This is a genomic window from Streptomyces sp. NPDC059906, from assembly GCF_042730645.1.
Classification (GTDB): domain Bacteria; phylum Actinomycetota; class Actinomycetes; order Streptomycetales; family Streptomycetaceae; genus Streptomyces; species Streptomyces rubrogriseus.
Map to the genome: position 1 here is coordinate 320,163 of NZ_JBHWKU010000005.1, position 12,537 is coordinate 332,699.

The 12,537-nt window shown below is 70.5% G+C and carries 12 protein-coding genes; 11 read left to right on the forward strand and 1 reads right to left on the reverse strand.

Annotation, left to right across the window (positions count from 1 at the left end; all coding sequences use genetic code 11):
- The first annotated feature begins 59 nt into the window (after window positions 1-59).
- The 3 genes from metK to metF are packed head-to-tail and all read left to right on the forward strand — an operon-like array spanning window position 60 to window position 3,229.
- Window positions 60-1,271, forward strand: coding sequence for a methionine adenosyltransferase (metK, locus tag ACFV9J_RS11250; protein WP_385352801.1), 1,212 nt, complete (start codon window positions 60-62; stop codon window positions 1,269-1,271).
- Between the two features lie 48 nt (window positions 1,272-1,319).
- Window positions 1,320-2,303, forward strand: a complete 984-nt coding sequence (locus ACFV9J_RS11255) for a carbohydrate kinase family protein (RefSeq protein ID WP_385352803.1) — start codon at window positions 1,320-1,322, stop codon at window positions 2,301-2,303.
- The gene (metF, locus tag ACFV9J_RS11260; RefSeq protein ID WP_385352805.1) at window positions 2,300-3,229 is read left to right on the forward strand and encodes a methylenetetrahydrofolate reductase [NAD(P)H]; all 930 of its coding nucleotides are present in this window, start codon (window positions 2,300-2,302) and stop codon (window positions 3,227-3,229) included. The genes ACFV9J_RS11255 and metF overlap by 4 nt, the downstream gene beginning before the upstream one ends.
- Before the next feature lie 32 nt (window positions 3,230-3,261).
- Here metF and ACFV9J_RS11265 read toward each other — a convergent pair whose 3' ends face one another.
- Window positions 3,262-4,149 (reverse strand): LysR family transcriptional regulator, encoded by an 888-nt coding sequence (locus ACFV9J_RS11265; RefSeq protein WP_385352916.1) that lies wholly within the window; start codon window positions 4,147-4,149, stop codon window positions 3,262-3,264.
- Window positions 4,150-4,376: 227 nt separating this feature from the next.
- Between ACFV9J_RS11265 and ACFV9J_RS11270 the strand changes: the two genes are divergently transcribed.
- The 8 genes from ACFV9J_RS11270 (at window position 4,377) to ACFV9J_RS11305 (ending at window position 12,399) form a co-directional block, all read left to right on the forward strand.
- The gene (locus ACFV9J_RS11270) at window positions 4,377-5,021 is read left to right on the forward strand and encodes a disulfide bond formation protein DsbA (RefSeq protein WP_385352807.1); all 645 of its coding nucleotides are present in this window, start codon (window positions 4,377-4,379) and stop codon (window positions 5,019-5,021) included.
- A gap of 66 nt (window positions 5,022-5,087) precedes the next feature.
- Complete coding sequence (locus ACFV9J_RS11275) at window positions 5,088-6,044, forward strand: EamA family transporter (protein WP_385352809.1); 957 nt, start codon at window positions 5,088-5,090, stop codon at window positions 6,042-6,044.
- 119 nt (window positions 6,045-6,163) lie between these two features.
- Window positions 6,164-7,396 (forward strand): MFS transporter, encoded by a 1,233-nt coding sequence (locus ACFV9J_RS11280; RefSeq protein WP_385352811.1) that lies wholly within the window; start codon window positions 6,164-6,166, stop codon window positions 7,394-7,396.
- Between the two features lie 167 nt (window positions 7,397-7,563).
- Complete coding sequence (locus tag ACFV9J_RS11285) at window positions 7,564-8,649, forward strand: XdhC family protein (protein ID WP_385352813.1); 1,086 nt, start codon at window positions 7,564-7,566, stop codon at window positions 8,647-8,649.
- 95 nt (window positions 8,650-8,744) lie between these two features.
- The gene (locus tag ACFV9J_RS11290) at window positions 8,745-9,206 is read left to right on the forward strand and encodes a GNAT family N-acetyltransferase (protein ID WP_385352815.1); all 462 of its coding nucleotides are present in this window, start codon (window positions 8,745-8,747) and stop codon (window positions 9,204-9,206) included.
- 121 nt (window positions 9,207-9,327) lie between these two features.
- Window positions 9,328-10,143, forward strand: a complete 816-nt coding sequence (locus ACFV9J_RS11295; RefSeq protein ID WP_385352817.1) for an SDR family oxidoreductase — start codon at window positions 9,328-9,330, stop codon at window positions 10,141-10,143.
- Window positions 10,144-10,169: 26 nt separating this feature from the next.
- Window positions 10,170-11,066: a helix-turn-helix transcriptional regulator gene (locus ACFV9J_RS11300; RefSeq protein WP_385352819.1), complete on the forward strand. Its 897-nt coding sequence runs from the start codon at window positions 10,170-10,172 to the stop codon at window positions 11,064-11,066.
- A gap of 262 nt (window positions 11,067-11,328) precedes the next feature.
- Window positions 11,329-12,399 carry a hypothetical protein gene (locus tag ACFV9J_RS11305; protein ID WP_385352821.1) on the forward strand — a complete coding sequence of 357 codons (1,071 nt, stop codon included), beginning with the start codon at window positions 11,329-11,331 and terminating at the stop codon, window positions 12,397-12,399.
- The last annotated feature ends 138 nt before the right edge of the window (window positions 12,400-12,537 follow it).

Sequence of the window (12,537 nt, forward strand, 5' to 3'; positions counted from 1 at the left end):
CCCCCGGCGGCCCGTCCGCCGACGAAAAGCCAGCAGCCGCTGCAACCCCAGGGAGCGTTGTGTCCCGTCGCCTGTTCACCTCGGAGTCCGTGACCGAAGGTCACCCCGACAAGATCGCTGACCAGATCAGCGACACGATTCTCGACGCGCTTCTGCGCGAGGACCCGACCTCCCGGGTCGCCGTCGAAACCCTGATCACCACCGGTCTGGTGCACGTGGCCGGCGAGGTCACCACCAAGGCCTACGCGGACATCGCCAGCCTGGTCCGCGGCAGGATCCTGGAGATCGGCTACGACTCCTCCAAGAAGGGCTTCGACGGCGCCTCCTGCGGCGTCTCGGTCTCCATCGGCGCGCAGTCCCCGGACATCGCCCAGGGTGTCGACACGGCGTACGAGAACCGCGTTGAGGGGGACGAGGACGAGCTGGACCGGCAGGGTGCCGGTGACCAGGGCCTGATGTTCGGCTACGCCTCGGACGAGACGCCGACGCTGATGCCGCTGCCGGTGTTCCTGGCGCACCGCTTGTCGAAGCGCCTGTCGGAGGTCCGCAAGAACGGCACCATTCCGTACCTGCGTCCGGACGGCAAGACCCAGGTGACGATCGAGTACGACGGTGACAAGGCCGTCCGTCTGGACACGGTCGTCGTCTCCTCGCAGCACGCGAGTGACATCGATCTGGAGTCGCTGCTGGCTCCGGACATCAAGGAGTTCGTCGTCGAGCCGGAGCTGAAGGCGCTCCTGGAGGACGGCATCAAGATCGACACGGAGAACTACCGCCTGCTGGTCAACCCGACCGGCCGCTTCGAGATCGGCGGTCCGATGGGTGACGCCGGTCTGACCGGCCGCAAGATCATCATCGACACGTACGGCGGCATGGCCCGGCACGGCGGCGGCGCCTTCTCCGGCAAGGACCCGTCGAAGGTCGACCGCTCCGCGGCGTACGCGATGCGCTGGGTCGCCAAGAACGTCGTGGCCGCGGGTCTCGCCGCGCGCTGCGAGGTCCAGGTCGCCTACGCCATCGGCAAGGCCGAGCCGGTGGGTCTGTTCGTGGAGACCTTCGGCACCGCCAAGGTCGACCCGGAGAAGATCGAGAAGGCGATCGACGAGGTCTTCGACCTGCGCCCGGCCGCCATCATCCGCGATCTCGACCTGCTGCGCCCGATCTACGCCCAGACCGCGGCGTACGGTCACTTCGGCCGTGAGCTGCCCGACTTCACCTGGGAGCGCACCGACCGCGTGGACGCGCTGCGCGAGGCCGCCGGCCTGTTCTGAGGCTGCCCCCGTCGCCCGCCGTCCCCGCCACCCTTCAGGAGGTACTCCGTGCGTATCGCCGTGTCCGGCTCCATCGCGGTCGACCATCTCATGGTCTATCCCGGCCGGTTCAGAGAACAGCTGATCAGCGAGATGGTCGACCACGTGTCCCTGTCCTTCCTCGCCGACCGTCTCGACATCCGTGAGGGAGGTGTGGCCGCCAACATCTCCTTCGGAATGGGCCGGCTGGGTCTGCGACCGGTGCTCGTGGGCGCGGCCGGTGCCGACTTCGCCGGGTACGGGGACCGGTTGCGCGAGGCCGGCGTCGACGTCGGGTCGGTCCGGGTCAGCGAAACGCTGCACACGGCGCGCTTCGTGTGCACCACGGACGCCGACCAGAACCAGATCGCGACCTTCTACGCCGGAGCCATGGCCGAGGCAGCCCGGATCGACCTCGCGGAGGTGCATCTGCGCACCGGCGGACTCGACATGATCGTGGTGGGTGCGGACGATCCGGGTGCGATGGTGCGGCACACGGCCACCGCGCACGCCCTGGGCGTCCCGGTCGCGGCCGACCCCTCCCAGCAGCTCGCCCGTCTCGACACCCGGCAGACCCGGGACCTGGTGGACGGAGCCAGGCTGCTGTTCACCAACGAGTACGAGAGCGCCCTGTTGCGGGAGCGCACCGGGTGGAGCGAGCAGGAGGTGCTCGACCGCGTGGGCACCTGGATCGTCACCAGGGGTGCCGAGGGCGCACTGATCATGACGGCCGACGGGCGGCGGACCGGGGTCCCGGCCGTGACGACGGACGCGGTGGTGGACCCGACGGGAGGGGGCGACGCCTTCCGGGCGGGCGTCCTCGCGGCCCTGGCCTGGGAGCTGCCGTTGGTCCGGGCCGTTCAACTGGGCTGCGCCATGGCCACGCTGGTGCTCGAATGCGTCGGAACGCAGGAGTACAAGGTGCTTCCCTCGGAGCTGTTGGCCCGCGTCGGCCGGACCTACGGCTCCGAGGCGGCGCAGACCCTGCGGGCCGGCCTCGGGACCGGCGTATGACCGGCGGCGTCCGGCTCGGCCGGCCGACCCTGCGGGAGGCCCTGGCCCGGGGCACCCCCTTGTTCTCCTTCGAGTTCTTCCCGCCCAGGACCCCGGCCGGCAGCCGGGGTCTGTGGCGGGCGATCCGCCGGATCGAGTCGATGGGCCCGGACTTCGTGTCGGTGACCTACGGGGCGGGCGGCTCCTCCAGGGACCGCACCGTCGAACTGACCGAGCGGATCGCGACGGAGACGACCCTGCGTCCCGTCGCCCACCTCACCGCGGTCGGGCATTCGGTGCCGGAACTGCGGCACATCGTCGGCCGGTACGCCGACGCCGGTGTACGGGACGTCCTCGCCCTGCGGGGTGACCCGCCCGGGGGCCCCGCCGCCGCGTGGACACGGCATCCCCAGGGCGTCACGCACGCGCACGAACTGGTCTCCCTCGTACGGGAGCTGGGGGACTTCGGCATCGGCGTCGCGGCGTTTCCCGAACGCCATCCGCGTTCGCCCGACTGGGACAGCGAGATCCGGCACTTCGTCGCCAAGTGCAGGGCGGGCGCGGACTACGCCATCACGCAGATGTTCTTCGACGTGGAGGACTATCTGCGGCTGCGCGACCGGGTGTCCCGGGCGGGCTGTGACATCCCGATCATTCCGGAGCTGGTGCCCGCCACCGACGCCCGGCAGATCAGCCGCTTCGCCGAACTCAGCGGCGCCGCCTTCCCCGAGGACCTGGCGCACGCTCTGGAGGCCGCGCGGGGCGATCCGGCCCTCGGGCACCGCATCGGCGTCGAACACGCCACGGCCATGGCCGAGCGGCTGCTCGCCGAGGGCGCGCCGGGACTGCACTACATCACGCTCAACCGGTCGACGGCGACGCTCGACATCCACGCCCGGATCGTGGGGGAGGGCAGCGCGCGGTACCCCCGGGCGGGGCCGCGTTGACGGGCGGACGCCGAGGACGGACGCGCCGGCGCTCAGGGCTGCTGGCCGATGCCCGGGACGTCGATCAGGCGCAGGAACGCGGTCGCCGCGGGCGTGCGGCTGTCGGGGGTCCAGACGACGTACTCGACGCGGGCGGGTGCGTCGGTGACCTGGATCGTGGTCACGCCGCTGAGCTGGGGCACGTACGCGGCGGGCAGCATCGCCACGCCGAGTCCCTGCCCGACCAGCCGGGCCAGGAAGTCCGCGTTGGTCACCTCGAACGCGACATCACGGGTGAGGCCGGCGGCGGAGAAGGCCAGGTCCGACTGGATCCGGCCCGCGGTCTTCGCCGGCAGGTCCACGAACTCCTCCGAGGAGAGCCGGCGCAGGTCGACCGGCCCCTCGTCGGCGAGGGGGTGATCGGGCGCGACGACGGCGACGAGCCGGTCGTGCCCGATCACATGGGACTTGACCCCCTCGGGCCGCACCGCGGGGGGCAGACCGAGGAAGGCGACCTCCAGGCCGCCTTCTCTGACCTGTTCGACGAGTTCGTCACTGGCGCCCACCCGCAGGCTGATGCGCACCTTCGGGTACCGGCGGCGGAAGTCGCGCAGGGTGCCGGGGATGTCGACGGCGGCGACGGACGGGATCACCCCCACGGAGAGCTGCCCGCGGACCTCACCGATGGCGGCGGCGACCTCGACGACCGCGCGTTCGGCGGCGGCCAGGCACTGGCGGGCGGCCGGGAGAAACGCCTCACCGGCCGGCGTCAGCCGCACCCGGCGGGTGGTGCGCTCGAAGAGCTTGGTGCCCAGTTCCTGCTCCAGCCGGGCGATCTGGTGGCTGAGGGCGGACTGGACGACGAGGCAGCGCTCGGCGGCACGGGTGAAGCTCAGGGTCTCGGCGACCGCGAGTACGTAGCGCATCTGCTGGAGCTCCATGAGATTCATCTTGCCCCACGATAAACAAGATGACAAACATGTGTTGGACTCATTGATGGTGGGCGGGGCAGAATCGAAGAGTGCCCCGTCCGGGCTCGCGGAATGTTCCTCCGCGGGATCGAAGGCCCGTCACTCACGCAATTTCCCTGATCTGTTCCGACGGCCTTTTCATGTCGCGAGTGCGGGCTTTTTGTTGCGAAATACCAACCGGAAAGGACCGGTCCGTCATGACCAGCACGCCGTCCAGCCAGCAGGTGAAGACCGCTGTCGACATGTGGTTCGACCCCCGCTGCCCGTGGGCCTGGATCACGTCGAGGTGGCTGCTCGAAGTGGAACAGACGAGGCCCATCGAAACGAGGTTCCACGTGATGAGCCTCTCGGTTCTCAACGAGGGCCGGGAAGTGCCGGAGAAATACCGGCAGGGCCAGATCGACGGCTGGGGCTGCGTGCGCGTCTGCATCGCCGCCGAGGAGCGGTACGGCACCGAAGTGCTGCGGCCGCTCTACAACGCGATGGGGACCCGGATCCACCACGAGAAGGCCGGTCTGGGCCGGGACATGATGCTCGGGGCGCTCGCCGACGTCGGTCTGCCGGCGGAACTCGTCGAGGTGGCGGACACCTCGGAGTACGACAAGGAGCTGCGGGCCAGCCACCACGCCGGCATGGACCCCGTCGGCTCCGAGGTCGGTACACCGGTCATCCACGTCCCCGGGGCCGACGGCGAGCTGATCGCGTTCTTCGGGCCCGTCATCACGCCCGCACCCCGGGGCGAGGCCGCCGGACGTCTCTGGGACGCCGTCCTCACCATGGCCGGGACCGACGGGTTCTTCGAGCTCAAGCGCACGCGCGACCGTGATGCCATTTTCAGCTAGCCGAGTGGTCCCGACCCGGGCAGATCCTCGTTCTCAGGGAATGATCGACGTGAATGCAGATACGCCATGAACAATGGCCGACAGCTTCTCACCTCAGCCGTGACGGCGCTCGCGCCCGCGATCTGGGGCAGCACCTATCTCGTGACGACCGAATGGCTTCCGCCGGACCGTCCGCTGCTCGCCACCACCGTGCGGGCACTTCCGTCGGGCCTCATTCTGCTGCTCATTTCCCGGGTGCTGCCGAAAGGGGAATGGCTATGGCGTTCCCTCGTGCTCGGAACACTCAACATCGGCGCTTTCAACCTGCTGCTGTTCGTCGCGGCCTACCGCCTGCCCGGCGGTATCGCGGCGATGATCATGGCGGTGCAGCCGATGATCGTGCTGGTCCTGGCGGCATTGATCATCGGCGACAGGATACGCGCCGTCCACGTGGTGGCCTGCGCCCTCGGCGCGGCAGGCGTCGTGCTGCTCGTGTTCCAGGGCTCGGCCGCACTGGACACCATCGGGGTGCTGGCCGCACTCGGCGGGGCGGCCTGCATGGCCACCGGCATCACGTTCACCAAACGCTGGGGGCGCCCGGCCGGAGTGGGCCTGCTGCCCTTCACCGGCTGGCAGCTGACGGCGGGCGGCCTGGTGTCACTGCCGTTCACCCTGTCCGTCGAAGGACTGCCCGGCTCTCTCACGGGCGAGAACGTCTTCGGGTTCGCCTACCTCATCGTGTTCGGCGCCGTGATCAGTTACGCGCTCTGGTTCCGAGGCATCGAGAAGCTGCCCGCGCTGGCGGTCTCCTTCCTCGCCCTGGGCAGTCCGGTCGTCGCGACGATCCTGGGGATCGCCTTCGAGAACGAGTCCTTCTCCCTTCTGCAGACGGTCGGGATCCTGGTGATCCTCGCGGCCGTGGTGCTCGCCCAGCCCAGGACGCCCAGGGCACGCGGCACCGAGGCCGGCAAGGCCGCCGCGACCGACGGGCCCGTGCCGGGCGGACCCAGGCACGCCGTGCGCCAGGGCGAGCCACGTCCTTGAGGCGTTGGCGCCCGGCCGAGTCCCCACCCGCTTTTCCCGCACGTCCTTCCCCGCACGTCCTTCCCCGCACGTCCCTCCCCGCACATACCCACACATGAGTACACCGCTGGAGAGTTGTCATGTCTGCACAAGTACAAGAGAGTTCACCCTCGGCCGTGAAGGGATGGCTGGGCGTTGCCGCCATCACGGCCAGTCTCTTCGTCTTCCTGACCACTGAACTGATGCCCGTGGGCCTGCTCACTCCGCTGAGCGAGGACCTGGACATCTCCGTCGGCGTCGCCGGCCTCATGGTCACCGCACAGGGCGTGGCAGCCGGCCTCGGTGTGCCGTTCATCGTCGCCTGGACCCGGCGCGTCAACCGGCGCCCGCTGCTCACCACGCTGCTCGCGGTGCTCGCCGTGGGCAACGTCATCACCGCCGTCTCGCCGAACTACGCGCTGATCCTCGTCACCCGGCTCGGCATGGGCTTCGCCAGCGGCGTCTTCTGGGCCATCGGCGTGAGCATGGCCATGCGGATCGTGCCCGAACGACAGGCCAACCGGGCCGCCGCGGTGGTGATGTCCGGCATCGCCATCGCCACGGTCGTCGGCATCCCCCTCGGCACCGTCATCGAGGCGCAGACGGACTGGCGGACCACCTTCGGCATCTGGGCCGGCCTCAGCGTGCTGGTCTTCATCGCGGTCGCGGCCCTGGTCCCGTCGATGCCGTCGCAGAACGCGGTGTCCGTCCGGGAGGTCTTCCAGCTGCCGGTCAGGAACGGGCAGCTGCGCACGGTGCTGTTCATCGTGGTCTTCTTCGTGCTCGGCCACTTCGGTGCCTACACGTTCGTGCGCCCCTACCTCGAGGACACCGCGGACGCCTCGTCCGGCTTCATCACCACCGTCCTGATCATCTTCGGTGTCGGCGGTGCGGTCGGGAACTTCATCGCCGGACACACGGTGAACAAGAGCCTGCGCGGCACCTTCGTCATCGGCCTCGTCGGGCTCCTGGTGGCCCTGCTGCTGCTGCGCGCCACGGGCAGCGGCGAGACGGGCGCCGTCATCGCGCTGGTCCTGTGGGGACTCTCCTTCGGCGCCGTGCAGCTGTCCCAGATCAACATGACGCTCGCCTCCGCGCCCGACACCTTCGAGGCCGCCATGTCGCTCAACACCATGGCGTACAACACCTGCATCGCACTCGGTGCGCTCTTCGGCGGACTGTTCGTCGACCACGTCGGCGTCACGAGCGTCATCTGGTTCGGTGTGGTGCTGGCCGCGGCCTCGCTGCTGCTGCGCCTCGCCACCGGCTGGGGGAAGGGGACCAAGACCTCGGGCGACGTGTCCGAGGACGACCTCGCCCCCACCGCCGGCTGATCATCCAGCCCTGAACCCGGGTGGCCGGTGTGCCACCGTCCACCCGGGCCTGCGAGCGTACGGCGGCGGCCACATCCGCCCCCGTACACCGGGCCGCCGCCGCTTCCGATCCCCCGTCGACGCGGCGGCGGCCCGCCACCGTGCCCAGCCCCGTCTGGAGGTCGGACATGCTGAACATCGCGCAGCCGCTGTACGACTGGTGCCGTGCGGCCCGCCCCTTCGCCCTCGCCACCGTCGTCGATGCCGGCGACCCGCCCTCGTCACCCGGCCCCGCGCTCGCCGTCGACACCGAGGGGCGTGTGGTCGGCGGCATCCCGGGCGGCTGCTGTGTCCAGAAGGCCGTCTACGAGAACTGCGTCGGGTTGCTGCGCGACGGCGACGGCCCGGTGCGCGCCCGGTTCGGCCGACGGCACCAGAACCCGTCCGCCGCCCCCGGGACGGGCGGGACAGAGGTCGACGTCCTGGTGCAGCGGGTCGACCCCGTCGCCCAGCCGCACCTCGTCGACGCCCTCGACGCGATCGTACTGGGGCGCTCCGCCGCCCTGGCCCAGGTCGTCGACGGCCCCGGCGCTCTCCTCGGCCGCACCCTGTACGTCCCCGAGCGCGGTCCGCACCGCGGCACGCTGGGCGACGGGGATGCCGACCGGGCCGTCGTGGCGCAGGCCCGAGCGCACCTGAGGGCCGGTCGCACCGGGTGCCTGAGCGCGCCCGCCGCCGGTCCCCGCCGCACCCGTCTGTCGGCCCTCGTGCACACCCAGGCGTCCTGCCCCCGCCTGCTGATCTTCGGCGCCGCCGACTGCGCGGCCGCCCTCAGCAGGGCCGGCCAGCTGCTGGGCTGCCACGTCACCGTCTGCGACGCCCTGCCCGCCTTCGCCACGCCGGCCCGCTTCCCCCACGCCGACGAGGTCGTCGCCGACCGGCCGCACCGGTACCTGGAGCGCGCCGAGGTGGACGGGCGCACCGCGATCTGCGTCCTCACCCACGACGCCGAATGCGACATCCCCCTGCTCTGCCGGGCGCTGAGCCTTCCCGTCGGCTACGTCGGGGCCACCGGTTCACGCCGGACCCACGAGCGCCGCCTGCACCTGCTGCGCGAGGCCGGGGTGCCCGAGGACCGGCTGGCCCGCCTGCACGCCCTGGCCGGTCCGGGCCCGGGCGCGAGCACCCCCGAGGAGCAGGCGATCGCCATCACGGCCGACATCATCGCCCACACCGACCGGGGCACCGGTGCCGTGCGGTTTCCTGGACCCTGACCCGGGAACGGCCGGGAACGGGGTACGAGGAGAGGAACGACGTGACATCGGAGAACGGCGTGACATCGGAGAACGGCGTGACATCGGAGAACGGCGTGACATCGAAGAACGGCGTGACATCAAAGAACCTCACCTGGGTCCACCGCCTCGACGAGGTGGACCTCGACGAGCTGTCACGGCTGTACCGGCTGGCCCCCCTGGGCAACAAACCCCCCGAGGCACTCGCCACCGTGTACGGCAACAGCCGCTACGCGTGCTTCGTCTACGCCGGTGACGTGCTCGTCGGCGCGGGCCGGGCGCTGGCCGACGGTGTCGACTGCGCCTACATCGCCGACGTGGCCGTCCACCCCGAGCACCAGGGGCGGGGCCTCGGCTCCGACATCATCCGCAAGCTCGTGGAGCTGGCGGCCGGCCACAAGAAGATCATCCTCTACGCCGCCCCCGGCACCGAGGCCTTCTACCGCGGGCTCGGCTTCCTCCACATGAACACGGCGATGGGGATCTGGTCCGATCCGCGACGGGCCGTCGACATCGGGCTGCTCAGCCCGGAGGACTGAGGGGTTCCCCCCGTACCTGTATCACCAGGCTCTCCCGGACGTCCCGAACGCCTGTCAACCTGCTGGAGCCGACGCGCGACCGTGTCGGCGTGAACTTCCACGGCAGAAGCGGCGGAGACGAATGGCGGACAACCAATTCACCACTCACTCGGATCACTCGGGGCTTTTCGATCTGAGTGGGAAGTACGCCCTTGTCACGGGCGGCACCAGTGGCATCGGAATGATGATGGCGCGCGGCCTTCTCCGGGCGGGCGCCCGCGTAGTCATCAGCTCACGCAAGGCAGACAGGTGCGCGGAGGCACAGCGTCTGCTGTCCGAATTCGGCGACGTGCGAGCCATCCCCGCCGACCTGTCCAGGCACGACGAGTGCCAGCGCCTCGCCGACCTTGTCGAAGTCGACTCGGAACGCCTGGACATCCTTGTCAACAACGCGGGAGCGATGTGGCGCGAGCCGCTGGCGACGTTCCCGGACGAGGCCTGGGACGCGGTGCTCGACCTCAACCTCAAGTCGCCGTTCTGGCTGGTCCAGGCGCTGCTCCCGGCACTTCGCAGGGCGGGCACCGCCGATGATCCCGCGCGGATCATCAACATCGGCAGTATCGCCGCCATCCACGTCGCCCAGTCGCCCAACTACTCGTACGCCAGCAGCAAAGCGGCACTCCATCAACTCACCAGAGTGCTTGCCAGGGAGCTGGGTCCACAGCACGTCACGGTGAACGCGATAGCACCGGGAGTGTTCCCGTCGCGGATGATGACGTCCACGCTCGATGCCATCGGCGACACGATCGCGGCGGCGACCCCGCTGCGCCGGCTCGGCCGCGACGACGACATGGCCGGTGTCGCCGTGTTTCTCGCCGGCCGGGCCGGCTCCTACCTCACGGGCACCGTCATCCCGGTGGACGGCGGCATCGCGACGACCGCCTCGGGTACCCCTTAAACGCGCGACGGGCCTACGGTGAGGGAATGGCCAGGATGGATCTACGCACCGAGATCCGGGAGTTTCTCGGCTCGCGCCGCGCCCGCATCGCACCCGAGGAGGCGGGCCTGCCCGCCTACGGCGGCAACCGCCGGGTCAAGGGTCTGCGCCGCGAGGAGGTGGCGCTGCTGGCCGGGGTGTCGGTCGACTACTACGTGCGCATGGAGCGCGGCAGCCTCGCCGGTGTCTCCGACGGCGTGCTCGACGCGTTGGCCTCCGCCTTGCGACTGGACGAGGCCGAGCGCGACCACCTGCTCCACCTCGCGCGCCGGTCCAGAGCGCCCGGCGCCCCACGCCGGCGTAGGCCCGCCGTGCCGGTGCGCTCGACGCTGCAGCAGGTGCTCGACGCGATCTCCGGTGCGCCGGCCTGGATCGGTAACGCCCGCTATGACGTGCTCGCCATGAACCAACTCGCTCGCGCGCTGTATTCACCGGTGCTGGCCGACCCCCGACGGCCCGCGAACACGGCGCGGTTCGTCTATCTGAACCCCGAGGCGGCCAGAGATTTCTTCGTCGACTACGACCAGGTGTCCGGTGACGCGGCCGCGAAGCTACGCATGGCAGCCGGCCGCAATCCCCACGACGAGGGTCTGATCGCCCTGGTCGGCGAACTGTCCACGCGCAGTGAGCTGTTCCGGCAGCGGTGGGCGTCTCAGGACGTGCGGCTGCACCGCTCCGGCCGCAAGCGGGTGCGCCATCCGGTCGTGGGCCGGCTCGACCTGGACGTCGAGTCCCTGGAGCTGCCCGCCGAACCCGGCCTGCACCTCAACGTCTACACCGCGGCCGCGGGCACACCGGCCGCCGACAACTTGGCGCTCCTGGCGTCGTGGGCGGCCACCCAACAGACGCCGGCGACGGAGCTCGAAGCACACGACGACGCGTGACCACGAGCAGTTCGGCCCGGAGCTTGAGCCCCGGGACCCGAGCTCTTTCCTTGGGTTTCTGGTCTGGTTGAAATACCCAACCAACCAAGTCTGAACGTGAGTTGAGGCGGCGTACCTCGTAAGAGTGACGTTCTGTGATCGGCTTGCGTCACTGTGTCAAGCCGCTCTAAGTTCGCGGCATATGACCGACAAATGAGTCGGTCCCGGGGGTGCGCCAACACCAATCCGGGACCTGACCGACGCATCGAAGGAAAGAGCTCCGATGGTGGCTTGCGCCAACCTTAGTCCCGCCCTCCCCTCCCCGTCCCACCCCATGGCCAATCCGGGCTATGGAAAACGCCCCGCGGGCGACGAAGACCCGCACGCCGACCCGGACTTCGCACATCTGCCCCCGCGTGAGGCCGAGATCGCCGTCTTCGTCGACCACCTAGACGACGGCCACGCGATGGGCCACAAGGCGATCGCGGCGGAGCACCCGCGCTACGGCCAGCAGGCGACCCGTACGTCCCTCAACCGCATCAGCCAGGCCGGCCACCTGCGCTGGATCAGGGAGCACCTCACCGTCGAGGACAACACCATGCGGTGGGTCACGCGGACGTACTGGTCGCGTACGCGCAGGTCGGAGGGCTGGTGGGAGGAGTTCGCGCGGCAGCGCAACGGCCGCATCGTGCCCGGCGGGCTCCACCCGGGCCTGGCCCGCACCGACGAGCCCGAGCTGCCCGAACCCGAGACCGAACCCGAGACCGGACCCGAGACCGAGCCACAGCCCGAGCCGCAGCCCGAGTCCGGCACGGACCGGGAGTCGAGCACCTCGTATCTCACCCTCGCCGCGATCCGCGACACGGAACCCCGCATGCGCCTGTCCGAAGCCGACTGCCGGTCCCTGGCCGCGCTGGCCGAGGAGTGGCTGACGCGCGGTGCGACGCCCCGGGAGATCACCCGCGCGGTGACCGACGGCCTTCCCGCAACCGTGAACAACCCGGGCGGACTCGCCCGCAACCGACTGGAGAACAAGATGCCCCCGAAGAAGGCGAAGATCCGCCAGAAGGCCGCTCCGCGCCGGGCCCGCGTGACCCGCGCGGTCATGGCCTGCATGGACTGCGACGCGGACGAGCGGACGACGGAGATCAAGGGCGGCATGTGCCCCGACTGCCGCGCCGAGTTCGAGGCGGCCGTGGCCGCCGAGGAGGCCGGCCTGCTGGACGCCGGGTACGTGCCGGACACGTTCCTGGCCAACCCGGGCGCGGTGTACGAGGTCGTGGACGTGCCCCGCCGCGCGGCCGAGGTGCGCGCGGCGGCCGGCCTGCGACCAGCGCCTGAGCGGGCGCTGTGAGCGGACCTCCATGAACCGGGCGCCGCCCCGGTACCTCCGTGGTACCGCGAGGGGACGGCGGTGAGACGGCGACGGTATCCGGCGGCTGCACCGTACTGGCCGTGGCGGTTGCCGGGCGGGCGGCCGGGAGCCGGGCGG